Source organism: Nocardioides eburneiflavus, assembly GCF_004785795.1.
Lineage (GTDB): Bacteria > Actinomycetota > Actinomycetes > Propionibacteriales > Nocardioidaceae > Nocardioides > Nocardioides eburneiflavus.
The window spans coordinates 3,972,926-3,997,093 of the sequence record NZ_SRRO01000001.1 but is presented as its reverse complement, the minus strand read 5'-3'; the positions used below and the strand labels follow the sequence as shown (position 1 = coordinate 3,997,093).

The 24,168-nt window shown below is 69.6% G+C and carries 21 protein-coding genes; 14 read left to right on the top strand and 7 right to left on the bottom strand.

The window, feature by feature from the left end; genetic code table 11:
• The first annotated feature begins 27 nt into the window (after nucleotides 1-27).
• The 10 genes from EXE59_RS23945 to EXE59_RS18660 all read left to right on the top strand — a co-directional run bounded on the left by EXE59_RS23945 (nucleotide 28) and on the right by EXE59_RS18660 (nucleotide 11,021).
• Entirely contained in the window at nucleotides 28-180 is a 153-nt protein-coding gene (locus EXE59_RS23945; RefSeq protein ID WP_168218601.1) for a hypothetical protein, read from the top strand.
• Nucleotides 181-463: 283 nt separating this feature from the next.
• Nucleotides 464-2,083, top strand: a complete 1,620-nt coding sequence (locus EXE59_RS18700) for an amidohydrolase (RefSeq protein WP_135840247.1) — start codon at nucleotides 464-466, stop codon at nucleotides 2,081-2,083.
• Nucleotides 2,080-3,102, top strand: coding sequence for an ABC transporter permease (locus tag EXE59_RS18695; protein WP_210429068.1), 1,023 nt, complete (start codon nucleotides 2,080-2,082; stop codon nucleotides 3,100-3,102). Before EXE59_RS18700 ends, EXE59_RS18695 begins: the two co-directional genes overlap by 4 nt.
• Nucleotides 3,099-3,968, top strand: coding sequence for an ABC transporter permease (locus EXE59_RS18690; protein WP_135840246.1), 870 nt, complete (start codon nucleotides 3,099-3,101; stop codon nucleotides 3,966-3,968). The genes EXE59_RS18695 and EXE59_RS18690 overlap by 4 nt, the downstream gene beginning before the upstream one ends.
• Complete coding sequence (locus EXE59_RS18685; protein ID WP_135840245.1) at nucleotides 3,965-5,074, top strand: ABC transporter ATP-binding protein; 1,110 nt, start codon at nucleotides 3,965-3,967, stop codon at nucleotides 5,072-5,074. Before EXE59_RS18690 ends, EXE59_RS18685 begins: the two co-directional genes overlap by 4 nt.
• Entirely contained in the window at nucleotides 5,071-5,976 is a 906-nt protein-coding gene (locus EXE59_RS18680) for an ABC transporter ATP-binding protein (RefSeq protein ID WP_246056891.1), read from the top strand. The genes EXE59_RS18685 and EXE59_RS18680 overlap by 4 nt, the downstream gene beginning before the upstream one ends.
• Nucleotides 5,973-7,634, top strand: coding sequence for an ABC transporter substrate-binding protein (locus tag EXE59_RS18675; RefSeq protein WP_135840244.1), 1,662 nt, complete (start codon nucleotides 5,973-5,975; stop codon nucleotides 7,632-7,634). Before EXE59_RS18680 ends, EXE59_RS18675 begins: the two co-directional genes overlap by 4 nt.
• 51 nt (nucleotides 7,635-7,685) lie before the next feature.
• Nucleotides 7,686-8,405: a TetR/AcrR family transcriptional regulator gene (locus tag EXE59_RS18670; protein WP_135840243.1), complete on the top strand. Its 720-nt coding sequence runs from the start codon at nucleotides 7,686-7,688 to the stop codon at nucleotides 8,403-8,405.
• A gap of 1,126 nt (nucleotides 8,406-9,531) precedes the next feature.
• Nucleotides 9,532-10,476 (top strand): site-specific integrase, encoded by a 945-nt coding sequence (locus tag EXE59_RS18665; RefSeq protein WP_246056890.1) that lies wholly within the window; start codon nucleotides 9,532-9,534, stop codon nucleotides 10,474-10,476.
• A 275-nt stretch (nucleotides 10,477-10,751) separates the two neighbouring features.
• On the top strand, nucleotides 10,752-11,021 hold the full coding sequence (locus tag EXE59_RS18660) for a DUF4242 domain-containing protein (protein ID WP_135840241.1): 270 nt from the start codon (nucleotides 10,752-10,754) through the stop codon (nucleotides 11,019-11,021).
• Nucleotides 11,022-11,037: 16 nt separating this feature from the next.
• On the opposite strand, the gene EXE59_RS18655 is transcribed toward EXE59_RS18660, so the two are convergent.
• Nucleotides 11,038-13,929, bottom strand: a complete 2,892-nt coding sequence (locus EXE59_RS18655) for an ATP-binding protein (protein WP_168218600.1) — start codon at nucleotides 13,927-13,929, stop codon at nucleotides 11,038-11,040.
• A gap of 188 nt (nucleotides 13,930-14,117) precedes the next feature.
• Between EXE59_RS18655 and EXE59_RS18650 the strand changes: the two genes are divergently transcribed.
• The 4 genes from EXE59_RS18650 to EXE59_RS23940 all read left to right on the top strand — a co-directional run bounded on the left by EXE59_RS18650 (nucleotide 14,118) and on the right by EXE59_RS23940 (nucleotide 17,292).
• Nucleotides 14,118-14,480: a cupin domain-containing protein gene (locus tag EXE59_RS18650; RefSeq protein ID WP_135840239.1), complete on the top strand. Its 363-nt coding sequence runs from the start codon at nucleotides 14,118-14,120 to the stop codon at nucleotides 14,478-14,480.
• A gap of 42 nt (nucleotides 14,481-14,522) precedes the next feature.
• Nucleotides 14,523-15,899 (top strand): FAD-binding oxidoreductase, encoded by a 1,377-nt coding sequence (locus EXE59_RS18645; RefSeq protein ID WP_135840238.1) that lies wholly within the window; start codon nucleotides 14,523-14,525, stop codon nucleotides 15,897-15,899.
• Nucleotides 15,900-15,903: 4 nt separating this feature from the next.
• Nucleotides 15,904-16,755 (top strand): class I SAM-dependent methyltransferase, encoded by an 852-nt coding sequence (locus tag EXE59_RS18640; protein ID WP_168218599.1) that lies wholly within the window; start codon nucleotides 15,904-15,906, stop codon nucleotides 16,753-16,755.
• 378 nt (nucleotides 16,756-17,133) lie between these two features.
• Nucleotides 17,134-17,292: a hypothetical protein gene (locus EXE59_RS23940; protein ID WP_168218598.1), complete on the top strand. Its 159-nt coding sequence runs from the start codon at nucleotides 17,134-17,136 to the stop codon at nucleotides 17,290-17,292.
• 66 nt (nucleotides 17,293-17,358) lie between these two features.
• Here EXE59_RS23940 and EXE59_RS18635 read toward each other — a convergent pair whose 3' ends face one another.
• The 6 genes from EXE59_RS18635 to EXE59_RS18610 form a co-directional block, all read right to left on the bottom strand.
• Complete coding sequence (locus EXE59_RS18635; protein WP_168218597.1) at nucleotides 17,359-18,426, bottom strand: TolB family protein; 1,068 nt, start codon at nucleotides 18,424-18,426, stop codon at nucleotides 17,359-17,361.
• Between the two features lie 97 nt (nucleotides 18,427-18,523).
• Nucleotides 18,524-20,032, bottom strand: coding sequence for a TRAP transporter substrate-binding protein (locus tag EXE59_RS18630; RefSeq protein WP_135840235.1), 1,509 nt, complete (start codon nucleotides 20,030-20,032; stop codon nucleotides 18,524-18,526).
• A gap of 57 nt (nucleotides 20,033-20,089) precedes the next feature.
• The gene (locus EXE59_RS18625) at nucleotides 20,090-20,743 is read right to left on the bottom strand and encodes a response regulator transcription factor (RefSeq protein ID WP_135840234.1); all 654 of its coding nucleotides are present in this window, start codon (nucleotides 20,741-20,743) and stop codon (nucleotides 20,090-20,092) included.
• On the bottom strand, nucleotides 20,731-22,407 hold the full coding sequence (locus EXE59_RS18620) for a sensor histidine kinase (RefSeq protein WP_135840233.1): 1,677 nt from the start codon (nucleotides 22,405-22,407) through the stop codon (nucleotides 20,731-20,733). The genes EXE59_RS18625 and EXE59_RS18620 overlap by 13 nt, the downstream gene beginning before the upstream one ends.
• A complete protein-coding gene (locus EXE59_RS18615) occupies nucleotides 22,407-23,690 on the bottom strand; it encodes a sensor histidine kinase (RefSeq protein WP_135840232.1) in 1,284 nt (427 codons plus the stop codon). Before EXE59_RS18615 ends, EXE59_RS18620 begins: the two co-directional genes overlap by 1 nt.
• Nucleotides 23,684-24,055: a response regulator gene (locus EXE59_RS18610; protein ID WP_135840231.1), complete on the bottom strand. Its 372-nt coding sequence runs from the start codon at nucleotides 24,053-24,055 to the stop codon at nucleotides 23,684-23,686. The genes EXE59_RS18615 and EXE59_RS18610 overlap by 7 nt, the downstream gene beginning before the upstream one ends.
• Nucleotides 24,056-24,168: the final 113 nt, after the last annotated feature.

Sequence of the window (24,168 nt, the reverse complement as noted above, 5' to 3'; positions counted from 1 at the left end):
AGGAGCCCCTTGATCTGCTGTCGGTTCATGTTCGAGCCCGGCACCTACGACGACGACTTCCGCCGCCGCGACGCCACATCGACGACTACACGCGGCCTGCCCGGCTGCGACCACGTAGAGACATGGCTCTCGCCCGACGAGATCCTGCAGCCGAGCCGTTTGTCCGAGCGCGGGTGGTGATGTGAGGACAACCCTCGGCTCCACCCTGCAGTGCCTGCAGGAAGAGTCCGGCTTGGCCACCTCCGGCCGGCGCACCCGCTAGACCGATTCGCCGGCGGGCATCGGACACCATCCGCCCGCGGGCGGCTGCCGCCACCCCAGCTGCCGTGTCGGACTCGCCTGAACGGCGAGAAGCCTCCGTCAGCTTTTCTGTCACGACATCTGTCAGGACCGTTGACAGATGTCGTGACGCGATGGTTCGCTATGACCGCCGTCACACGCTTAGACCAGTAGAAGGGTCACCATGACCACTGAGGCACCCAAGCTCTTCACCGGGGCTCGGATCTTCACCGCACAGCAGCGCCCGTGGGCCGAGGCAATGGTGGTGGCCGCGGGCCGGCTGCTCTACGTCGGCGACGATCGCACCGCTCGCCGCATCGCCGGCGCCACGGCGCAAGAGCACCGCGTCGAAGGGAAGCTCGTCCTGCCCGGCTTCGTGGACGCCCACGCCCACATAGTCAGCACCGGCGAGGTGAGCGAGCAGATCGATCTCAGCCGCGCCGCCGACCTCGCCGAGGTGCACCGCCGCATCAAGGTGTGGGCCGATGCCCATCCCGGTGAGCCCCGCATCCGCGCCCACAGTTGGGAACCGGCCTCCATCCTGGGCGAGCGTCCCACGCGCCAGATGCTCGACGCGGTTGTTGCCGACCGGCCCGTGTACGTGCAGACGTACGACTTCCACTCGATCTGGTTGAACTCCGCAGCCATCGCCGAGGTTGGCCTGAACTCCGACACCACTGACACCGTCGGCGGCAAGGTGTGGCGCGACGAGAACGGGCTGCCCACCGGGTACGTCGACGAGACCGCCATGCATGCCTACGTGTGGCCATTCCTCGAAGACCTCCAGACCGACGCCGATCTCGACCGCCACCTGGCGTCCGCGCTGCGGGGCTACCGCAACGTCGGCGTCACCGCCGCCGTGGACATGGGACTGCACGAGCGCGACCTGGCCGCCATGGCTCGCGCCGAGCAGGCAGGGGAGCTCACGGCTCGCATCGTCGCCCACTGGCGCATCGCACCGAGCGGCCGCACCGGCGAGGACCTCGCGGAGGTTGCACACGCAGCCGAGCTGGCGTCTCGTCACCACACCGACCGGCTCCGGGTGACGGGCATCAAGTTGATGCTCGACGGGACGGTCGACGGGTGCACCGCCGCGCTCGGCGTGCCGTACGTCGACGGCACCAACGCCGACCCGATCTGGGACACCGCCGCACTGTGTGCCGTGGTCACTGCCGCCGACGCGGCCGGACTACAGGTCGCGATGCACGCCATCGGCGACGAGGCGATTCGTCAGGCGATCACCGCGGTGGAGTCCGCTGTCGAGGCCAATGGACCTTTGGACCGGCGCCACCGCATCGAGCACCTCGAGGTCGTCGAGAACGCCGACATCCAGCGCCTCGCCGCACTCGGCCTGACCGCGAGCATGCAGCCGGTGCACGCAGACCCCGCGATCCAGGAGAACTGGCGCGCGATGCTGGGCGACGACCGCGTTGACCGCGGCTTCCCTTGGTCCGAGATGACCGACGCCGGCGCGCCGCTCGCGTTCGGCACCGACTCTCCGACAGCGCCCTACCCGCCGCTGCGGAACATGTTCATCGCCGCCACTCGCCGCTCGGCGTTCGACCCCACCTTGACGCCCAACGTTGAGAAGTTCGCGCTCCCGCTGGCCGACGCGATTGGGCATGCCACCCGCGACGCCGCCTGGGCGTGCCGCGCCGAGGACCAGTTCGGGGCGCTCGCACCGGGCCGGCTAGCCGACTTCGTCGTCGTGGACCGCGACGTGTTCGAGGAGGCCCCCGAGAGCTTGCTCGAAGCCGGGGTAGTCAGCACCGTCGTCGGCGGAGAGGAGGTGCGGAGCGCATGAGCGCCCTCATGGCCACGACGCCACCGGTGCAGAAGAAGAAGTGTTCTGCCCGACTGAGCCACAGCATCGGTGTCCTGCGCGTCATCGGCAGTCGCGTGCTCGGCCTCTTCATCACCCTGCTTCTCTCCAGCATGGTCGTGTTCGGCGCCTTGCTCATCGCCCCCGGCTCTCCGCTGACGTTCCTGACCCAGGGTCGGTCCACCTCTCCCGAGGCCATCGCTGCGCTCGAGAAGCAGTACCACCTCGACGAGTCGATCCCCGCCCAGTACTGGCACTGGCTCAGCGGCGTCGTGCAAGGCGACTTCGGCAACTCCATCCTCTACAAGGACAGCGTGGCCTCCCTCGTCGCGGAGCGGGCGATGAACACCGTGGTCCTGGTTGCGTGCGCGGCAGTGCTCATCATCGTCGTTGGACTCGTCCTTGGCGTCATCACCGGCCTGCGCCCCGGACGCCTGTCCAGCTTGGCGATGGTCGTGGCCACCGGTGCCATGGCCGTGCCCGCCTTCGTCGCCGCCGTCGTGCTCACTCTCGTGTTCGCCGTACAGCTCGGCTGGCTGCCCGCGTTCGGTCCGGGCGACGGCTTTCGGGGCCGCATCGAGCACATGATCCTGCCCGCGGTCGCGCTCGCCTTGTCGTCGGTGGCCTTCGTCGCCCGGCTCACCCAGACCGCCGTGCGCGAAGAGCTCACCTCCGAGCACGTGCAGACCGCAACCAGCCGCGGGCTCCCGCGACGCACCGTCATCGGACGCCACGTACTGCGGAACGCAGCCATCCCCATCCTGACGGTCGCCGGCCTGACCGTGGCCGGGCTCATCGCCGCCAGCGTGATCGTGGAACAGGCGTTCCAGCTCAACGGCCTCGGCAGCTTCCTGGTCACTGCAGTGCAGCAGAAGGACTTCCCGGTCGTGCAGGCGATCTGCCTTCTCTACGTCGCGGCGTTCATCGTGTTGAACACCCTCATCGACGTGGCCTACTCCCTGCTTGATCCGCGCATTGCCATGAACGGTGGACGCCCATGAGCACCCTCGACATCAACATCCCCGTCGCTGCGCGACCGAAGGCCAGCACCCGCCGCCTTCCCCTGCTGGGGTTCACCGGCTGGTTGGCCGTGGCCGTGCTGGCCCTGGTGTTCCTCATTGCCCTGCTTGGCCCCACCTTGGTCACCGCCGACCCGAACGAGGTCAACCTCGGCGACGCGTACGCGGCCCCTGGCGCCGGGCACCCGCTCGGGCAGGACGCAAACGGACGCGACCTCCTCGCCCGGCTCGTGCACGGCTCCCGCACGGCGCTCGTGGGGCCCCTGCTCGTCGTCATCGCCTCGGCTGTGCTCGGCACCACCATCGCCCTGACCGCGGTGTGGTTCGGCGGCTGGTTCGACACGATGGTGGCTCGGGTCGTCGATGCCCTGTTCGCGTTCCCCGGCCTGCTGCTCGCCATTCTGGCCGCGGCCCTCTTCGGCGCCGGCCTCACCGCCGCGGTCGCCGCGCTGACTATCGCCTACACCCCCTACATCGCCCGGATCGTGCGAAGTGCGGCACTGCGGGAACGGAACCTGCCCTACGTGGCGGCCCTGCGCATCCAGGGCGTGTCGGGGCTGCGCATCTGCGGGCGCCACATCCTGCCCAACGTGTTCACCCTCATCATCGCCAACTCCGCCCTCGCGTTCGGCTTCGCGCTCATCGACCTGGCCGGCCTGTCGTTCCTCGGCCTCGGCGTACAGCCGCCCACCGCCGACTGGGGCGTCATGGTCGCCGAAGGCGTCCCGGGAATCCTGCTCAACTACCCGCAGACCGCCATCTACCCCAGCGCGCTGATCGTCATCACGGTGGGTGCCGCGAACTTGCTGGGTGAGCGACTCACCCGCGCAGCCCAGGAGAAGTCATGACCGCCCTCCTCCAAGTCGACCGGCTCTCCGTGCAGTTGCCCGTCGACGGAACCATGCGCACAGTGCTGCGCGAAGTGTCCTTTGAAGTTGAAGCCGGCAAGACGCTCGGCCTGGTCGGAGAATCCGGGTCCGGCAAGTCCATGACCGCGCGCACCATCGACCGACTTCTGCCACCAGGAGCCAAGGTAGGCGGGCGCGTCACCTTCGACGGCACGTCCGTGCTCGACCTGCGCGGCTCCGCACTGCGCAAGTACCGCAGCAACGACGTGTCCATGATCTTCCAAGATCCCCGCGCCCACACCAACCCGGTGCGCACCATCGGCGACTTCCTCACCGAGGCGCTGCGCTACAACCGCGGAACCGCCAAGAAGGCAGCCCGAGCAGAAGCGGTCCGTCTCCTCGCCGCGGTCGGCATCGGCGACGGCGAAAGGCGCCTGGAGCAGTACCCGCACGAGCTGTCCGGCGGTCTGCTGCAACGGGTCATGATCGCTGCCAACCTCGCCGCCAAGCCCCGGCTCATCCTGGCCGACGAACCGACCACGGCACTGGACGTCACGACCCAGGCCGAGGTCATGGGGATCCTCGCGAACCTCCAACGAGAGCATGGCATGGCGATGCTGTTCATCACCCACGACCTCGAGCTCGCCGCGGCTGTGTGCGACGAAACCGTCGTGATGTACGCCGGAACCGTCGTGGAACGACGGCAGTCGGACATCCTGCATGTCGACCCCCTCCACCCGTACACCGCCGCGCTCATGCGGGCCAGGCCCGACATCGACCACGCCGTCGAGCGTCTGCCAGCCATCCAGGGTCACCCCACCAGCGCCTACGAGGCCCCAACGGGATGCTCGTTCGCGCCGCGCTGTGAGTACGTCCAACCGAAGTGCCGTGAAGCAGAGCCCGCGCTTGAGGTCCTCGACGGCGGTCACACCCGGTGCCGGCGCAGCACCGAGCTGCGCGGCCGGCTGCTGGAGCCGGTCACGCCAGTCACGGCCCCCACATCCCCGCAGACCGACGCGACAACGGGCACGACAACAGGCACGACGACTGGCCCGACGTCTGACCCGACAAGTGGCCCCACGACGGAGCGGACGGTGGTCCTGTGACTACGACCAAGCATGACGCCAACCACCCTGTGAACGGCTCCGAAGCTCCGGTCCTCGTCGTCGAAGGCCTCACCAAGGCCTACCAGTCCCGGGGCCGCGAGCCCGTCGTGGCAGCCTCCGAGGTGTCGTTCGAGCTGCGCAGCGGAGGTTCGCTGGGCATCGTGGGAGAGTCGGGCTCCGGCAAGACCACTACCGCCAAAATGCTCATCGGACTCGAGAAGCCAACCTCCGGCCGCATCCTCCTCAACGGCGTCGACCACACCGACCCGCCCAAGCGAGTGCGGGACTGGCGCTCACGCGGCCGACAGATCCAGATGGTCTTCCAGGACCCGTTCACCTCGCTGGACCGACGCCAACGCGTCCGCGACTGCCTTCTCGAAGTCGTGCGCATCCACGGCAGCGACAGCGGCAACGCTCGCGCCCGCGTTGACGAGCTCGCCGAGATGGTCGGACTCGACCAGCGGCAGCTGCGCGCCATGCCCCGCGCACTGTCCGGAGGACAACGCCAAAGGGTCGCGATCGCCCGCGCGCTCGCGGCGGAACCGCGCATCGTCATCCTCGACGAAGCCGTCTCCGCGCTCGATGTGTCCATCCAGGCACAGATCCTGAACCTGCTCGCCGACATCCGCGAACAGACCGGCGTCAGCTACCTGTTCATCAGCCACGACCTGGCTGTGATCCGCCAGCTCACCGACGACACGATCGTCATGCGCGACGGGCTGGTCGTCGAGCGGGGCACCACCGCCGACGTCCTCGACAGGCCGACTCACGCCTACACCCAGCTCTTGCGCGACAGCGTCCCCCGACCGGGGTGGCGTCCGCCCGCGACGCGGCAGCCCGAACTCGTTGGCGCCACCTCATCCGAGGCCGCCCCTACCCCCAGTGAGGAACCGACTTCATGACAACGACCCGCATACTCCGATCACGCCTAGCGCTGGCCACCTGCGGCGCCCTGGGCCTCGCGCTCGTCACTGGGTGCACCGCCGGCACCAAGGCGTCGTCCTCCGGCGGCGACGGGGAGTCCCGCCTGGGCGACCTGCAGGTCCTCACCGAGGAGGCGACCTCGGAGGTCGACTCGGTGAAGTGGAACGTCTTCCAGGGCGAGCCGTCCACCGTGGACCCGTTCCGGTCTGCGGACTACACGCCCAACATGATCAACTCGAACATGTGCGAGACGTTGCTGTCGCAGACCAACGAGTTTGATATCGCCCCCAACCTCGCAGAGTCGTTCGAAAACCCCGACCCCCTGCACTGGGTGTACACGCTGCGCGACGACGTGACCTTCTGGGACGGCACTCCGATGACCGCCGAGGACGTCGCCTGGAGCCTCGAACACAACAGGACCGACCCAGCGACGTTCTACAACTACCTCTACTCCAACGTCGAGTCCGTCGACGTCACCGGCGAGCACGAGGTCACCGTCACCCTCAAGCGCCCCGACTACCTGTTCAACGACGAGCTCGCCAGCTTCGCTGGCGTCGTCGTGCAGAAGAAGCACTACGAAGCCAACGAGGACACCTACGGCTCGCCGGCCACCGGAGTGATGTGCACCGGCCCGTACATGTACGAGAAGTGGACGAAGGGCGAGTCCATCACGCTCGCCCGCAACGACGACTACTGGAACGACGAGCTCCAGCCCAAGGTCCGCACCTTCGAGTTCACCTTCCTCGTCGACTCCGCCGCCATCACCTCCGCCTTGCTCTCCGGCGAAATCGACGGCACCTACTTCGTCCCCGAGGCCGGCATCGACCAGCTGCGCAACAGCGGTCGGGGCACCGTCACCGCGGGGCCCGCGCCGCTGAACCTCACCTTCGTCTACGCCAACTCCGACGGCGCCGCCGCGAACCCAGAGGTGCGCAAGGCGCTGCAGATGGCGATCGACTGGAAGGGCATCGCGGAGTCGGTGTACAAGGACACCGCCGAGCCGCTGAAGATCCAGACACCCCGGTACGCGTTCGGAGCAGCCAACGACGATCTCCAGGAGTACGTCGACACCCTGCCCGAACCACCGTCAGCCAAATACGAGGAAGCCAAGAAGATCGTCGACGCGCTTCCCGCCTCCGTCCGGTCCGAAGAGATCTCCATGGTCCTGCCCGCAGTCGCCGAGACCCAGCAGTTCGCCCTCGCCGTGAAGGACGCGGCCACCCGGATCGGGCTGAACTTCAAGCTCAAGGTCGTCCCCGAAACCGGCTACTCGAACTACCTGTACGACCCTGCCACCCGCGGCGACATCGACATCTTCTACACCACCTTCTGGTCCAACATCCCCAACCCGCTTGACTGGCTCAGCCTGACCGCCGTCACGGGAGGCCTGTTCAACCAGTACGGCTACACCGGCATCGACGACCTCTTCGCCGAAGCCCAGGGCACCAAGGACCCGGCCAAGCAGGCCGAGCTGATCCTGCAGATGGAGGAGAAGCTCCGCGAAGACCTCCTGCCGATGGTTCCCGGCCTCGAGATCCACAACACCGTGTGGATGAACAACCGCATCACCGGAGCACCGGCTGCGTTCAACTTCCTGTACTACCCGTGGGCCGCCCACGTCGGTGGAACAGAATGACCTGAACGACCCCGTCCAGTCCCCACTCACCTCGATGACCGGAGAGCCGCCGTGACAGCCTCGCACGCAGGCCGCCAGCCCACCGCCAAGAGTCCGCGTCGGCCCGGGCCCAAGGCGTGGCTCAGCCAGGAGCGCATCGTCGCGGCGGCCTTCCGAGTCTCCGAACAGGCAGGTGCGCAAGGCATCACGTTCCAAGCCATCGGCGATGAGCTCGAGGCGCACCCCACCGCCATCTACCGTCACTTCCGCACGAAGGACGACCTGATGCTCGCCCTTCTCGACGCGCTGCACGCCGAGGCGCTCGAAGCGACCCCACAACCCGGCGGGGACTGGGTCCAGGAGTTGCGAGAGCTGGCCCGAGCCACCCACGCCGCCTTCATGCGGCACCCTCACGTCGCGCAGTTCTCCGGCGCACGTACTGCCCGCCGGCAGCACGAGTTCGCGAAGGTGGACCGCGTCATCGGCTGCATGCTGCGGGCCGGCTTCTCGCCCGAGGACGCGGCACGCAACTACCGCGTGTTCAGCGACTTCGTGCTCGCCTACTCCGCACAAGACGCCAGCCTGGCAGCGCTCGACACCGATACCAAGAACACCGACATGCGCGCCTGGACTGTTGACTACCGGACGCTGCCGCGCGAGGAGTACCCGAACATCCACGCCGTCGCCCACGCACTGCCCGCCCTCGACGACCCACAGAACTTCGAGACCGCACTCGAGATGATGCTCGAGTCACTGCAGTCCAGCGCCAGGACGACCTCCGGGACTGGCTGACCACAGCCGGCTCGACGCCGGGCCCGCTCCGACACTGCCGGCCGACGCCTGCCGCGCCATGACGTAGCAGCGGCCGCCCCAGCCGCTGCCCCAGTGAACTGCGCCAACCAGCCTGAAATCGCGCTGCGCGCAATGCCCGACAGACGAATGAACATTGATGGACTGAAGAGCCCCCCGGTTTCCCGCCGCATCCTCGTGAGTTGGAAGGATGCAACCCGCACTGGCGACGCGACTACCCGCTTGACGGCGCCTCGCCGCCAACCGTCTACCCCACCAGCGATTCTCGTCAGACGATTTTGGTCATGGTGACCGAGTCGATCAGCTGAGCGCCGCGGCCGCGGTCGGCCAGGGCGGGGCGCGGAGCCGATGCAGGCTTACGCCGTGTGCAGGTGCGGTGTCGTGATCGCTCGCCAGCCGGAGTGGTATCTGCAGGCAGCGATCGGAATCTCTTCATTGCCGACCTTTCCGCCGGTTGCCTGCTCCGCGCTTACTCCGCGGATTGGGGGCGAGAGACTCCGCGATAGTCCCTGCGGTTCAGGTAGCGTCGTGCTCGTCAACGACACCGATGTCGGGTGTTGGCCCAGGTCAGAGCGGGTTCCATCGAACTTCTCCGAGATTCGGCGACACGTGGCGCCGCCTCTCTCGCAAAGAGAAGGTCAGGGGGTTGGCCCCTCGCGGGGGGATGGAGCGGGCCGACCGGGCTGCTCTTTGGTTCCCGACTCGCTGTCACAAACTAGACACTTACAACCGGCCGCGATCCCGTTCGTCCCCGCTAGACTCCGATGTGCATCCGCACCATCCTCCGCGTAAACCCGAGGATTTCCGCGATTTCTCCGGTCCATCCGTAGCGCCCGATCTCTCCCAGAGGTCGCAGGTTCAAATCCTGCCCCCGCTACCAAATTCAGGCTCGGTTCCCTCTGGGGAACCGAGCCTGAAAGCTTTCTAACTTGACTCGGTCATCACAAAGTCAGTCTTTTCTGACCAATCCTCGCGGTGAGCCTCGGTGAGGCGTCCCGCCGGTGGGCACGGCTGGCGAGGTCGCCGCTACGACAAGGCCATGACCACGATGATGAGCTCCGCCTTGCCGGCCACCGCCCTTGTCCGTCCCATCGACACAGTCGGTGTCATGCCGCAGGGGTTGACCGACACCGACGGCGAACGCATCGCTGCCGCCATCGCTGCGGCGCGCACCGAGTCGACCCGCCGTGTCTACGCCGGGGTCTGGAGCCGCTGGGAGCGCTGGTGTGCCAGCCGCGGCGTCGCGGTCCTCCCGAGTGACCCGCTCGCGGTCTGCGCCTACCTCACCGAGCAGGCCGCCGACGGCCGCGCGATGGGCACCCTCGATCTCATCTGCACGGTGATCCGCCATGTCCACCGCATGTGCGACCTGCACAACCCCACCGACGCCCTTGCCGTCCACCAGGTACGCCGCGGCCTGCGCCGCACCTACGGCTCGGCGCCCCGGCGCCTGGCCCGACCCTTGTCGGTCGAGGAGATCCACCAGATCGTCGACGGCATCGACCGCGCCACCCCGATCGGCATCCGCGACGCCGCGATGATCCTGCTCGGGTACGCCTCCGCGCTGCGCCGCTCCGAGCTCGTCGCGCTCACCCTCGGTGACATCGAGGACAAGCCCGCCGGCCTGTTGCTCCACATCCGACGGTCCAAGACCGATCCCGACGGCCACGGCGCGGTGGTCGGCGTCGCCCACGGACAGCGCGCCGCCACCGACCCCGTCGCAGCCCTCAACGCCTGGCGCGGCATTCGAGGCGCAGCCCCCGGTCCGGTGTTCACCCGCATCTGGGGGAGCACCATCAGCCTCCAGGCACTCACCGGACACGTCCCCGCCCGAATGCTCCGCGCCCGAGCCGAAGCCGCCGGACTCGACGGGACCCGGATCACCGCCCACTCGATGCGCGCCGGCCACGCCACCACCGCCGCACTCGCCGGCGTTCCACTCGACCGGATCGCTGCGCAGACCCGGCACAAGGACATCGGCGTCCTCGTCAACCGATACATCCGGCCTCTCGAAGCGCTCGCGGCCACGTCCAGCAAGGACCTCGGCCTCTGATTTCCTGGCGCTGATGGCGGTACCAACGGCTGGCGCTGAGCCCGTCGGAGGAGCCGTATCGGCGGGGTCGTCGGCCCTAGTGTGCAAGGTGAGAGGGAGCCTGCACTGGTGGGCTGGGATCACAGCAATCCACGCCTGAAACGAGCAGGTCACCGCGGAGCGCTTCGGGTTCGCCTGCGCCGGGCATCCGTTTCGCCTACGGTGAAAGGACCGGAGCGACTGTTCCGATCGGTGGCTTCGCCTGTCGCTCCCGATGACGACGGAAAGGGAAACCGATGCCGGTCTTCATGGTGGAGCGTCAGTTCGCGGACCAACTGGAGGCAGCACCCGGCGCCTTCGACGGGATCAACCGAGTCAACGACGACTCCGGTGTGCGCTGGCTCAGCTCGTTCCTGTCCGCGGACAAGCGCAAGACGTTCTGCCTCTACGAGGCCGACGACGTCGAGGCGATCCGGACCGCGGCGGTGCGCGCCGGCATCCCGGCCGACGCGATCGTGGAGCTGTCCGGCACCATCGCGCCGGACGGCACTTTCGCGCCGCTGTAGCGCTCCCCGATCTGGGCTACAGCAATCCGTGCTCAGTGGCGAAGACCGCTGCCTTGGTGCGATTGGATGCGTCGGTCTTGATCAGGATGCTGCGCACGTGGTTGGCCGCCGTATTGGCACTTATGAATAGGCGTTCGCCGATCTCCCGATTGGACAGGCCCTCGGCGACCAGGCGGAGTACGTCGACTTCCCGCTCGGTCAGGCCGCTGGGCAGCGTCGGCGGCACTTCCTGCGGTGCAGCGTCGGCGTCAAGTCTGCTAAGGACGCGGCGGTGGCCGATTCGCCGGGCCAAGGCTCGCGCTTCTTCGACGAGCCGTATGGCTGGCGGGCCGGTCGTCTCCGGGTGTCTGGTCCGGTGCCAACTCCAGGCGGCGAGGGTCTCTGCCTGGTGGGTGACGGCGCCCATCTGCCGGTCCATGGCGAGGGCACGCTCGAAGTGCTGGTCGGCGTCGGGAGCGCCCAGCAGTGAGTCGAGCATGGCCAGATACCGGTCGGCGCTTCCGAAGACTGCGGCGTTCGCGCCGGCCAGCAGGTTGGCGCCGGCGTACTCGGCCAGCAGGGGTCGCAGCTGCGCGGCCGCGGCCGTGTCGTCCAGGCCGACGGCGGCCTCCGTCGCGAAGGCCAGCACGCCCGCCCACTGGGCGCCGGCGCGGTACTCGTCGAAGTGTTCGCGCAAGTGGGTGAGCAGTCGGGCAGCCGGCTGCCACAACTCGAGTTCGGTGTAGAGCGCCAGCAGGCCCGGAAGCCAGTGCTCGGCAAGGCTCTCGTCTCCCGTCACGAGCGGCCGGACCTCGTCCAGACCGTCGGCTACCCGCCGCAGCATGAACTGCTGCACTCCCCAGGCGCCTTCGGTCCCGCCGTCGAACTCGTCGCGGAACTGGTCGTCCAGCCAGTCGACGATGCGTCCCGCTCCCGCGAAGTCGCCGGCCGCGAACCTGTGGGCGTAGCGAGAGCACCCGGCGACGTAGCGGAAGAAGGGCTGGCCGCCGGAGAGCGCGAGCTCGGTCAGGTCGCGCTGGGCACTGCTCCACACAGGCTGGTTGCCCACGGTGTAGGCGAAGCCGCCGCGGTGGAAGGCGGCCATCCCGGCGAAACCACCGTCGCCGATCCGCGCCCCGATCTCCTGGAGCTCCAGGGCACGGGCCAGCAGTTCGGGAGCGAGATCCGGGGTCAGGCCCTGCCACAAGGTCGCGCCGAGCGCATGGGCGACCAGCGCTTCATCTCCCGTCCTGCGAGCCCGCAGCAATGCCTCCTCACCGATCGTGCGGGACCGTCGGAGTTCACCGGTGAACGCCGCCGCCCGGCCCATGCTGGCGCGGGCTCGTATGCGCAGCGAGTCGTCGTCGTCCAGCCCGGCGGCAGCCAAGGCCTCGGCGAGCAGCGCCAGCGAACGCTCTCCGCTGTGCGAGGGACGCCACGAGGCATCCTCGTGGCCAATGGCGGCCAGCAACCTGACCCGGGCGTCCTCGTCGGTGCAAAGCTCTTCGTAGATGCGACGGGCTGCCGGAAAGTCACCACCGTGCATGTGGCACCTCGCAGCGGCCAAGAGCAGCCCGACCCTGGTCGGGCCCTGGTGCAAATGGAGCTGCGTTGCCCGCTCGTACAGCGCCGCGGCCTCGCGGTGAGCAATGCCGCGCTCGGCCTGCTGAGCGGCGAGGACGAGATAGTGGATCGCCTTGTCCGCGTGCCCGAGCGCACGCGCCTGCCCGTAGTGGTGGGCCAGTTGGGCCACTAGCGCCGGGTCGTCCTCCCCGGCGTGCAACTCCAGTGCCTTGGCGACTCGCGCGTGTGCCGCCGCGCGGCAGGTGGAGGACATCCGATCGAGCACGGCCTGCCGGGCTAGCGCGTGCGCGAACCGGAAGCGGCCATCATCGGCGTCCGCGACCAGGAGACCCGCGCCTTCGCAGAAGTCGATCCCCTCGAGAACGACGCTCGCCTCGAGGTCGCAGGCCTCGGTGAGGACCGAGGGGTCGACGATGTCGCCGGCGACGGCTGCAATCTCGATGACCTGGGCGTGGTCGGGAGGGAACCCGGCCAGCCGACGACGGAGCGCATCCTGCACCGACTGCGGCGCCTGGGCTGTGGCGCACCGCATCGCCTCGAGCCCTCCGTGGCCTGCCAGGTCGTGCCAATACTCCTGGAGGAAGAACGGGTTGCCGCCGGTCTGGTCCCGCAACAGGGGTGCCGCTGACCGGGCCGAGACGCGTGGGACCCCGGCCGCACGAACGAGGTACTCCGCCACATCCTCGGTCTCGAGTCCGACTAGGTCGATGCGCGCCACACCGTCGAGCCGATGCAGGTCTGCCAGCGCGAAGGTGACCGCGTCGGTGCGGTCAGGGGCGGTGGTCCGTCGGGTGGCCAACACCAGCAACTGCTCCCCGGCGGTGGACTCGACCAGGTGTGCGAGCATTGCCAAGGTCGGTTCCGGGGCCCAGTGGAGATCCTCCAGTACCAGTGCGAGCGGTCGCTGCTCGGCCGCGGCGACCAGGACGCGCAACACCGCGTCGAACAGCGCTGGCCGAGACTGGCTCTCGCCAGAGGTCGGGCTCGCGGTGCCTGGCCAATGCAACGCCGCCTTGGCACTCAAGCGCACGAGCGGGGCTGCCGCCTCGGACGGAATGCTGCGCAGGACCTCCGGATCCACCTGGTCGAGGGCTTGTTCGAGGATGGCGACAAATGGCCTGTAGGGGATGTCGAGATCTTCTCGGCATGCACCAGAAAGCACGGTGACGCCGTACCGGCGCAGCGCGGCCGCGGCCTCAGCCACCAGGCGGGTCTTGCCGACGCCCGGCTCCCCGCCGATGAAGACGATCTGTCGCCTGTTGTCCTCCACCGCTGACCAGACCGCCTCGAGGCGCTCGATCTCCGGGCGCCGCCCAACAAACGGAGTACCGCTGCGACCGGGCACCGTAGGGGGGCTCTTGGGAGCAGGTTCGACCACCTCTCGACACTAGCCCGGTCCGGGCCCCGCGGAGATAGTCAGATCTGAACCCCTCGTCACGAAACTGGGCGCAGCTTCGACCAGATCAGGTCAGGTGTCGGCCCGGTGGTTCTCCGTAGCGTCGCAGGTAACCACCCCGATGCGAGGAGTCCGTCATGGCAACACCGATCAAGGATCTGCCCGTCGAAGTCGCCCAGGGCGACCTGGAGACCAGGTACGTCGAGCTCGGTGACATGGCGATCCGCCACGCACGGGTCCCGGCCGGCACCGACTTCACCCCGGTCTTGAAGGGGCTGCCCGACGATCGCTGCCCCAGCCCGCACTGGGGAGTCGTGCTCGAAGGCTCTCTCCGGCTCGAGCACGCGGACGGATCATCCGAGACCGCGTCTGCCGGCGAGGTCTACTACTGGCCCGCCGGTCACACCGCCACCTCGACCGAAGGCGCGGTCTTCATCGAGATCGGCCCGGTCGCTCCGATGCGCGAGTTCCATGAGCACGCCCTGCGCGTCTTCGGCTGACCCCTCGTTCTGTCTCGCCCCACACCTCATTCAGGAGAAGCTATGAACGGCACACCAGCACTGAGCATCCTCGAAGCAGCCCGCGGTCAGGTGATCACGGCCGACACGCCCGAGTACGACGAGGCGCGGGCCGTCTACAACGGCATGATCGACCGGCGCCCCCTGGCAATCGTGCGGGCGGTCGACGTCACCGACGTCCGCATCGCGGTCAACGCGGCCCGGGAGAGTGGGCTGCCGCTCGCGATCAGGGACGGCGCCCACAGTGTGCCCGGCTTCGGCACCGTCGATGACGGGATCGTGCTGGATCTGTGCCGGATGAAGGGCATCCGGATCGATCCGGGGAAACGGGTCGGTCGGGTCCAGGGGGGCTGCGACTGGGGCGACTTCGACCACGCCGCGCACGGCTTCGGGTTGGCCACCACCGGCGGGATCATCTCCACCACCGGCGTTGCCGGCCTGACCCTGGGCGGCGGCATCGGCTACCTGTCCCGCGCTCACGGTCTCTCCATCGACAACCTGCGCTCCGCCGACGTGGTGCTCGCCGACGGCAGTTTCGTGACCGCCTCCGAGACCTCGCACCCGGACCTGTTCTGGGCGCTGCGCGGCGGTGGCGGCAACTTCGGTGTGGTGACCGAGATGGAGTTCGACCTGCACCCGGTCGACACCATCTACGGCGGCCCGATGTTCTTCGAGCTCGACGACGCCGAGGCGCTCCTCACCACTTACCGCGACTGGATCGCCGCAGCACCCCGCGCAATGGGTGCCTTCCCGGGGTTTCAGATCGCCCCGCCGCTGCCCTTCATCCCCGAGGACCGGGTCGGTGAGCCGTTCCTGCTGATCGTCACCTGCTTCAACGGAAGCGATGAGGACGCTGAAGCGCTGCTCGGTCAGCTCCGCGCGGTCAGCACTCCCGTGGCCGAGCATGTCGGCCGGATGCCCTACCCGGCCCTCAACAGTGCGTTCGACGGACTCCTCCCCGCCGGGCTCCAGCACTACTGGAAGGCCGCCTTCCTGCCCGAGCTCACCGACGGCGCGATCGCCGCTCACCTCACCCACGGACCCAGGGTGCCGGCGATGGAGTCGACGATGCACCTCTACTCGATCGATGGCGCTGTCCACGACGTGGCGGTGGACGCAACCGCGTTCGCCCACCGCAACGTCAACTTCTCGCCGGTGGTCGCCGGCATGTGGCCTGACCCGGCCGACAACGAGGCCAACATCGCCTGGGTGCGCGACTACCACGCGGCCCTCGAGCCGCACACCAGCGATGGCGGCTACATCAACTTCATGGCCGATGACGACCAGGGCCGGATCCGCGCCAACTACGGCCCCAACTACGACCGGCTGGGGCAGGTCAAGAAGACCTATGACCCCGGCAACCAGTTCCGGATCAACCAGAACATCGCTCCAGCGGAGTAGGTCGATGACCGTCGACAAACAGGCGCCGCAGTGGCTCACCGTCGACGAGGGCTGGGGGCGGCGGGCCATCGACTTCGCCTCACTTCTCGAACCCGCCGCCTGTCGCGAGTACGTCGCGATGCACCACCACCTCGAGGTCCGCGAGGGTGACCGGTTGCTCGACATCGCCTGCGGGTCGGGCTTGGCGATGGAACTTGCCGCGGCCCGGGGGGCCGTGGTCACCGGGATCGACGCATCCCCACGGTTGATCGCGATCGCCCGGGACCGGGTGCCGGACGCTGACGTGCGGGTGGGCGACATGGCCGCGCTGCCGTGGGACGACGACTCGTTCGATGTGGTGACCAGCTTCCGGGGGATGTGGGGGACCACTCGGGAGGCCTTGGCTGAGGCTTCCCGAGTGTTGCGTCCGAGCGGCCGGATCTCGGTTACGAGCTGGGGACATCTCAAGGTCTCACCGGGCGCGTGGGCGCTCGCTCCTTTCGTGCTGGCGCCCGAGGAGAAGGTCGACGCCCAAGCCCGGATGGTTTCCATCGGCCGCCCCGGTGTGGGCGAGGAGCTGCTCGCTGAGGCCGGCTTCGTCGGCGTGCGACGCCACGCGGTGCCGTTCGCATGGGAGTTCCCCGACCCGGAGACCTATGCCCGCATGCTGGCCTCGACCGGCCCGGCGTACGAGGCGATCCAGGCCGTTGGTGAGGAGGAGTTCCACCGCTATTGCGTGGAGTTGGCGATTCAGCGCGTCCGCGAAGGACTGCCGCTTCGGGCCGAGATCGACTGTGTCGGTTTCACTGCTCAGGTTCCCGAGGCAACGGCCGAACTTCCGTTGCTGGGCGCGCCGGCCGCTACCCCGGGATGGTGAGCGGGGTGCTCAGGCATCAGGGGAGTCGGATTAAACACGTCATCACAAGGTCATCGGAAACGATGGGCAACTGTCCCGAGACGTTCCGATACAGTTGAAAGTGTCCGATGGAGAATCTCCGTAAGAACCCGAGGTTCTCCAGCGGGACCCGAAGTCTCAGGTAGTTCGGGACAGGCCTCCGATCTTGCCCAGAGGTTTTCGGTTCAAATCCTGGCGCCGGTCTGGCCGAGCGTGATGGTTTGCGGCGGGGGAGTACTGCGTCGGCCCGCACGCCGTCCCCTTCCCGGGAGGAACTAGCGGGCGGCTCTTCCGGGACTGACGACGGCGAACGGCGCGGTCTTCGCCTGTGCGCTCGCCCTCGGCGGCCACATGTAGGCGATGAACGGCGCGACCGGCGAGATCCTCTGGACCTTCGCCAGCGGTGGCTCCTGCCTCGCCGGGGCGGCGATCTGCGAGGGCCGGTTGTACTGGGGGTCGGGCCACACGTGGTCCGGCACCCCGAACAACGAGGTTTACTCCTTCGGGGTGCCGGACTGACCCATCCCTGACTCTGGCCGGCCGGGACGACCCGACCGGCCAGAGCCTGTCTTGTGCTCGTTGTGCCTACTGGAGAGGAGCCGTGCCCCAGTCGGGCTGGTGCTCCGCGCCGAGTCCGTCGGCGACCCAGTGCAGGTCGCTCCCGTCGGCGTTCACCATGACGAGCCCTTCCCGGAAGGTGCCGTCATCCTCGAGGAACTCGCGACCCGCGAGCAGGTGAGCCCCGTCGGGCGACCAGATCGGGTCGTAGTAGCCGTCGACCTGGAGCGCCTGCTCGTTGCCGATGCCGGTCACGCCGTGGCCGTTGACGACCGCCTTGAGGCCGCTCCCATTGGCGCGCACGGTGTAGATGCCCGCCGCGGCAAGGCGGCAGCAGGCCGTCTCGAACGCGATCTTCGTCCCGTCGGGCGACCAGTCGCCCTGGCCGGTGTTGTAGCCCCACGCGGTGACCCGCTGCACACCGGTGCCGTCGAGCCGGACCGTGAAGATGGCCGACTGGTCTCCTTGCAGGCCGCCGTTCCTGAGGGTGTGCCCGGTGCGGAAGCGGGTGAAGAGCAGGCGGGTGCCGTCGGGGGAGAAGCGCGGCTCGGTGTCGGTCCTGCCCGCCGGCGGCGTGGTGATCCGCCGTAGGCCGGTCCCGTCCGGCCGGATCACCCAGACACTGAGGCCCGGCAACGCCGAGGGTGGCTCCGGGTCGGTGCTCGGCACGCCACGGTCGGCGTCGAAGGCGATGAGGGACCCGTCCGGTGAGTAAGCCGGGTCGCCGCTGAAGCCGGCCGAGTCGGTGACTTTGCGGACGTCGGTGCCGTCGGCTCGCATCGTGAAGACGTCGTTGACGAGGACGTCGTCGGAGCGGTCGGGATCGGCGCGGTCGCTGTCGAACGCGATCCGCGTCCCGTCCGGCGACCACGCCGGCCATCCGCTGCCTGCCTCACCGAAGGTGAGCTGCTGCTCGGCGGTGAGGTCGGGGTTGGCCGTGAAGACCTGGGCGATCCCATTGCCGTCCCAGCGGAGGAACGCGATCCGGCCGTTTGATCCAGGGTGGGTGGCTTCCGCCGGCGCCAGCGTGGTGGCGAGGAGGATCCCGGTCGTGACCGCCACGAGAGCGGCGGTCCTGGTTGTGCGTCTGGACATGTGCATTCCTTCCGATGGTCCCGAGAGGTGGGTGGTGGGCGCGCGCGACTGCGGCCCTGGGCACGCGACGTACGTGCCGGAGAGGGGTGGTGCCGGGTCAGCCGATGCGTTCCCAGGGCTTGCTGCCGAAGAGGAAGTCGAGGTCGTCCCCGTCCGTGGTCACGTCCATGGCGAGCCCGTCGGCGGTCTCCCGCCACGTGGCCTTCCACGTCTCCGACGCGCAATCACCAGTGGCATAGACCGTCACGGTGGTGAAGCGCATCTCGTCCCCGACGACGTCGTAGTAGCCCTCACAGGTGGTGCCGGCGTAGCCGGCCGGGAGCTCCTGAGCGATGAGTTTCATCTCGTAGTCCCAGCGCCCGTCACGCAGGGTCCAGGTCCAGACGCCGGCGTTGGCCGTGGCGAACTCCTCGCTGAACTCGCCGCCGTCCAGGATCTCCTGGTGCCCGAGCTCGTAGCGGTAGGTGCCCTGGGGCAGGTCGCCGGTCCGGCCGGGGCCGTCGAGCACGGCGGGCAGGACGGACACCGCGACGTGATCCTCGTCGCCGCGTCGGTAGGCGCAGCCCTCGGGGACCTCGACGGTCTCGGGGCCGCTCTTGTCCACGAGCGCCTCGATGGCGCTCAGGGTCGCTGCCTGGTCGGGGTCGGACCGCAGGTCGTCGTACGCCGGAGCGGCGGCGGCGCGCAGGGTCTGGAGCTGCTCGTCGGAGGTCGAGACGATGCGCGCGCCGGCGCGGCACGCGCGGCCTACTTCGCCGCTGACGCGGTCGTCCGCATGCTCGAGCGACCAGGCGGCCGCCTCGGCCGCGGCCTCCGACAGGACCTCCTGGTCCTCCTCCGGCAGTCCTGACCACAGGTCGGCGTTGGCGACCAGCACCGTGCTGCGTGGCCAGAGCACCGCCTCGGGGCTCGCGAAGGGCATGAACTCGACCTGCCGGTTGGCGAGGTAGGTCGGCCAGCTCGTCTCGAGCGCGTGCAGGCCGTCGGTGTCCGGGGGGTGCGGGGTACGGAGGGCCTTGACGTGGGTTCCGAGAGCCTTAAGGGCGGCCGTCTGGGTGTTGGAGGGGAAGGTGCCGAACTCGAGACCGGCGAGGTCGTCCGCGCTCCGGATCGGTCCCTCCGCGCTGGCCACGAAGCGGAGCTCGTCGGCGAGCACGGCGAGGCCGGTGAGCCCCGTGCCCTCGAAGCCGGCGAGCATCTCGTCGGCCAGGTCATCGCCCAGCACGGCAGCCTGGGCCGCGTAGGAGTCGACGAGGAACGGTGCATGCAACGGGCGGAAGCTGTCCACGCCGATTGTGTCGAGGGCGCGGGTGCCGCTCCAGGCGAGGTCGGCCTCGCCCGTCGCGACGGAGTTGAGCACCTTCTGCTCACCGGCGATGTACCACTTCCCGGTGACCTCGACCTCGAGCCGGCCGTCGGAGAGCTCGGACACCAGGTCCACGAAGCGGCCGACGGCGGGCGCGTTCTCCAGACCGGCTCCGTCGTTGCTGGCCATCACGAGCGTCGTGACGGGTGCGCCGCCACCGGACTTGTCGGGGGCATCGGTGCAGGCCGCGCAGGCGAGGAGAGTGCTCGCGACCAACAGGGGCAGGGTCGTCGTCTTCATGACGTCACTGTCCGGCGATCCGGCGTCCGCGTCGTCGGCGCGGACCCTGACCGCCCATCAGGGCCTGCCCCGACGCAGGAACGCGAGCACGGCGAGGACGCGTCGGTGCCCGGTGGCGCCCTCGGTGAGGCCAAGCTTGGAGAAGACCCGGTTGATGTGGGTCTCCAGGGTCTTGGCGCCGAGCCCGAGCGCGTCGCAGATGGCGGCGTTGGAGCGGCCTTCGGCCATGAGGCCGAGCACCTCCTGCTCGCGGGGGGTGAGGTGGGCGAGCGGGTCGGGCCGCCGCGCGCGGGTTAGGAGACGGCGGACGAGGACCGGGTCGACGACGCACTCGCCTGCCGTCAGTCGGTGCAGGGCGTCGACGAGGGTGGCGCCGGAGGCGACGCCGTCCTTCAGCAGGTAGCCCAGTCCCGAGGGGTCCTCCTCGATGAGGTCCGCGGCATAGGCCGACTCGGCGTACTGGGAGAGCACGAGCACGGCCACCTCGGGGTGGCGCGCTCGGATCTCGCGGGCGGCCGCGATGCCCTCGGTGGTGTGCGTCGGTGGCATGCGGACGTCGATCACGGCGGCGTCTGGCCGCACCTGGGCGACGAGCGCCAGCAAGGACGGCGCGTCGGCCGCCTCGCCGACGACCTCGACGTCCTGCTCCGCCAGGAGGGTGGCCAGGCCGGAGCGCACGAGCGCGGCGTCATCGGCGATCACGACTCGCACGGCAGCACCACCTCGATCCGTCGGCGTCCTGGGATTCCGTCGATCACCAGTGTGCCGCCGAGGGCGCCCACCTGGTCGGTCAACTCTTCGGCTCCACTGGCGGGTGCCGTGGCGTCGTCCTCGACGAGGACGCGGAGCCCGTCGGCGACCCGTGCGCCGTGCACCCTGACCTCGCTCGCGCCGCCTCGTCGGGCGTCCTCGACGCCCGTGCTGACCACAAGGTAGGCCGTGGTCTCGACCATCCCGGGGCAGCGCACGTCGGGGAGGTCGCCCACTAGGACGGGCACATCGGTGGAGCGTTCGGCGAGGTCGAGCACGGCGCCGGCGAGGCCGGTGTCGGCCAGGACGGCGGGATAGATGCCGCGCGCCACGCGCCGCAGCTCCTCGGTGAGGGCGCGAGTTAGTAGGGCGGCGCGGTGCACGACGACGGGGGCGACCGGGGAGCGTCCCTCAAGCATCCGCACCAGGAGCGACAGCGACATTGCGCGCTGCTGGGCGTCGTCGTGCAGGTTGCGCTCCAGTCGTCGTCGCTCCAGCGCTGCCCGCTCCACGACACGGGCGCGCGACCGCTCCAGCTCGCCGAGCTCGGCAAGGGCGGCTGCCCTCAGCTGGCCGTTCTCGAGCGCGAGCAGGAGGGCGGGACCGAGGGCACGTTCCAGGCGCTGGGAGTCCAGCCGCGCCGGGTGGGTGAACGCCGCGACGACCTTGCCCTCTCGGGTGAAGGTCGTCGTCCGCTCGTTCGGCCCTGGCGCCGGGTCGGTGAGGCGACCACGCGAGTCGACGAACGCGTTGCGCTCGGGAGCCCAGAAGGCCAGGCGCAGCAAGGGCTCCCGCACCGCCGCGCGGATGCTGTGGACCAGCTCCTCGGGATCGCGGCCGGCCGGGATGAGGCTCACCTGGCGGGCGAGCCTGGCTTCCAATCGCCACCGGAGCACGACGTCTCTGACCTCGAGCGCCAGCCAGGTCAGGACGGCGACCTGGGTGACCACGAACGCCGTCACGGCCGCCACGTCGTCGGTGGCCGAGGTGATACCGCTCGGCGGGACCACCAGCCACACGCCCGCGGCAGCGACGACCGCCCACCTCGCGAGGTCGGCCCCTGACGGGCTCAGTCGGCGCCGCCACCAGATGACGGCGGCCCAGCCGACGCCGACCACCACGCCCGCTCGGCCCAGCGTCTCGAGGACGGGAAGGCCGTCACCGAGTAGGAGCGGGTTGTGCTCGCAGGCGCGCCAGCAGTCGAGGCGGTCGAAGGGATCGACGAACAGGAGTCGGGCACCCGCGGCCACACCCGCGCCGGCGAGCGTCCAGACGGCCACGCTTCCCGGTGCGGCGTCGCGCAGCAGTGCGGCGACGAGGAGCGTGGCGACGAGCAGTGGCGGGAGCGCGTCGGCCGCGGTCCGCGCGGTCAGCGGGACGTCCACGCCGCCGGCGAGCTCGGGAACGATCCACATGGCTCCGGCCATGCCGACGAGCAGGGACGAGGCGCGGGCGGGCCCCGCCGCCGACAAGCCCAGCAGGGCAAGCGCGGCCGCGACCTCGAGCACAAGGAGCCGGACGTCCGCGCCGCCATACGTCGCGTCGGGGGAGCTGTGGACGACAGGGACGACGGCGACCAGGCCGGCCAGGCCCGCCACGATGACGACGACCCGCAGGACCCGCATCACAGCGGCACCGCCAGCGTCACGGTGGTGCCCGCGGGGGTGCTCACCACGTCGACCGTGCCATCCACGACGGCGAGCCGGTCGACGAGTCCGGCCAGCCCGCCGCCGCCGATGAGCACCGCTCCGCCGACCCCGTCGTCGGTGACGATCGCGCGCAGCTCGTCGTCCGAGCACTCCACGGTCACCGAGGCCCGGGTCGCCTGGGCGTGCTTCGAGACGTTGGCGAGGGACTCCGCCAGGGCATACCAGACCGCGCACTCGATGCGCTCCGGCCACCTGCCCACGGGTGCGGTCACCTCGATCGGGAGGGTGCTGCGCCGGCTGAGGTCGGAGAGCGCGGCTGCGAGGCCGTGCTCGGTGAGGGAGCGCGGATGGAGGCCGCGGCCGAGCTGCTCGAGGTCCTCGCGGGTGCGGGTGATCTCGTCGAGGCAGGCGCGGACCGGCTCGCTATCGCCCGCCGAACCGAGGCACTCCTCGAGCTCGTCGAGGTAGCGCATCGCGCCGTGCGCCAGGACGCCTTCGAGGCGTCGGCGTTCCTGGACGGCCGCGTCGCTCAGTCGTAGGCGCGACGCACGTACGTCGTCGATGCGCTGCGCGAGCTCGAGTTGCAGCCGCGCGTTGTCATCGAGGAGCGCGACCGCCTGGCGAATCGCCTCGCGGAGCCTGGGGTCCGACTCGTCCTGCGCGAGCCGCGCGAGCTCGACCGCCGCCTCCGCCGGCGTCCGCCCGGACAGCTCGACGACCGCGTCGGTGTCGTGGAGTCCCGGGGCAGCGATCCCGCGCAGGAGCGCGCCGGCGCAGAGGATGACGGCGGCGAGGTAGGTGCCGAGCGGTAGCCCCGCGTCGGCGTAGCGCGGCCAGACCAGCCGCTCCAGCCACGGGAGCGCGAGCCCCGCCGCCAGCACCACCAGCGCCTGCCGCGACGCCGTCGCTCGCCATAGTTGTCGCGTGCTCGCCCGGAGCTCGAACGCCGACGCGAGGCACAGCGCCGCCAGGATCACCGACACCCATGACTGCACGGCAGCGGGCAGCGCGATGCCCACCCACGCGGCCACGATCAGCGCCCGCGGCACGACGGGTCGGCCCCACGTGCCCGCCAGCGCGACGACGGCGTGGAGCAGCAGCGGGCGGTGCAGCAGGGCCGTCTCCGGCCACGCCGACGCCGCGAACCACGCCATACCGGCCGCCGTCGCGAACGCCGCGCTCGTGCGAGCCCTCGTCCAGCCCATCAGCCCCACGGCCAGCAGCGCGAGCCCCGCCGCCGCGTCCAGGAGGATCAGCACGGCCGCCCGCCTGCGATCAGCGCCGAGAGCGCGGCGCCCGACAGGCCGTCCTTCGCGATGAAGCCCGCCGCAGGGCTCTCCGCCACACGTCGGTGCAGGTCCCCGATCGGTCGACTCGAGGTGAGCACCACGATCGGCGGCGTTGGCAGCCGGGCCAGCAGCCGACTCACCTCGAAGCCGTCGAGATCCGGCAGGTGGACGTCGAGCAGCACCAGGTCGGGTTCGTGCCGCTCGGCGGCCTCCACCGCCGTCACGCCGTCGATCGCCTCCGCCACCACCTGGAGCCCGTCAGCCTCCAGGAGCGCGCGCGCCACCACCCGAAACCCTTCGTGGTCGTCCACGACCAACACGCGCGCGGGCGGCATACCCCGCATTCTCGTCGTGCCGTGCGTCGCCGTCATCAGGGCAAGCCCGGAGGAGCGGTCACGTCCCTTCGGACCGTGTCATCTCGCCTTCGGCACGGTCTCCCGTCTACCCA

What these genes read in the sequence shown, in the direction of transcription:
- EXE59_RS18645 (WP_135840238.1), top strand. Translation starts at nt 14,523, where the DNA reads ATGAACGGCACACCAGCACTGAGCATCCTCGAAGCAGCCCGCGGTCAG.
- EXE59_RS18690 (WP_135840246.1), top strand. Translation starts at nt 3,099, where the DNA reads ATGAGCACCCTCGACATCAACATCCCCGTCGCTGCGCGACCGAAGGCC.
- EXE59_RS18640 (WP_168218599.1), top strand. Translation starts at nt 15,904, where the DNA reads ATGACCGTCGACAAACAGGCGCCGCAGTGGCTCACCGTCGACGAGGGC.
- EXE59_RS18695 (WP_210429068.1), top strand. Translation starts at nt 2,080, where the DNA reads ATGAGCGCCCTCATGGCCACGACGCCACCGGTGCAGAAGAAGAAGTGT.
- EXE59_RS18635 (WP_168218597.1), bottom strand. Translation starts at nt 18,426, where the DNA reads ATGTCCAGACGCACAACCAGGACCGCCGCTCTCGTGGCGGTCACGACC.
- EXE59_RS23945 (WP_168218601.1), top strand. Translation starts at nt 28, where the DNA reads ATGTTCGAGCCCGGCACCTACGACGACGACTTCCGCCGCCGCGACGCC.
- EXE59_RS18610 (WP_135840231.1), bottom strand. Translation starts at nt 24,055, where the DNA reads ATGCCGCCCGCGCGCGTGTTGGTCGTGGACGACCACGAAGGGTTTCGG.
- EXE59_RS18675 (WP_135840244.1), top strand. Translation starts at nt 5,973, where the DNA reads ATGACAACGACCCGCATACTCCGATCACGCCTAGCGCTGGCCACCTGC.
- EXE59_RS18660 (WP_135840241.1), top strand. Translation starts at nt 10,752, where the DNA reads ATGCCGGTCTTCATGGTGGAGCGTCAGTTCGCGGACCAACTGGAGGCA.
- EXE59_RS23940 (WP_168218598.1), top strand. Translation starts at nt 17,134, where the DNA reads ATGAACGGCGCGACCGGCGAGATCCTCTGGACCTTCGCCAGCGGTGGC.
- EXE59_RS18700 (WP_135840247.1), top strand. Translation starts at nt 464, where the DNA reads ATGACCACTGAGGCACCCAAGCTCTTCACCGGGGCTCGGATCTTCACC.
- EXE59_RS18630 (WP_135840235.1), bottom strand. Translation starts at nt 20,032, where the DNA reads ATGAAGACGACGACCCTGCCCCTGTTGGTCGCGAGCACTCTCCTCGCC.
- EXE59_RS18665 (WP_246056890.1), top strand. Translation starts at nt 9,532, where the DNA reads ATGCCGCAGGGGTTGACCGACACCGACGGCGAACGCATCGCTGCCGCC.
- EXE59_RS18685 (WP_135840245.1), top strand. Translation starts at nt 3,965, where the DNA reads ATGACCGCCCTCCTCCAAGTCGACCGGCTCTCCGTGCAGTTGCCCGTC.
- EXE59_RS18620 (WP_135840233.1), bottom strand. Translation starts at nt 22,407, where the DNA reads ATGCGGGTCCTGCGGGTCGTCGTCATCGTGGCGGGCCTGGCCGGCCTG.
- EXE59_RS18650 (WP_135840239.1), top strand. Translation starts at nt 14,118, where the DNA reads ATGGCAACACCGATCAAGGATCTGCCCGTCGAAGTCGCCCAGGGCGAC.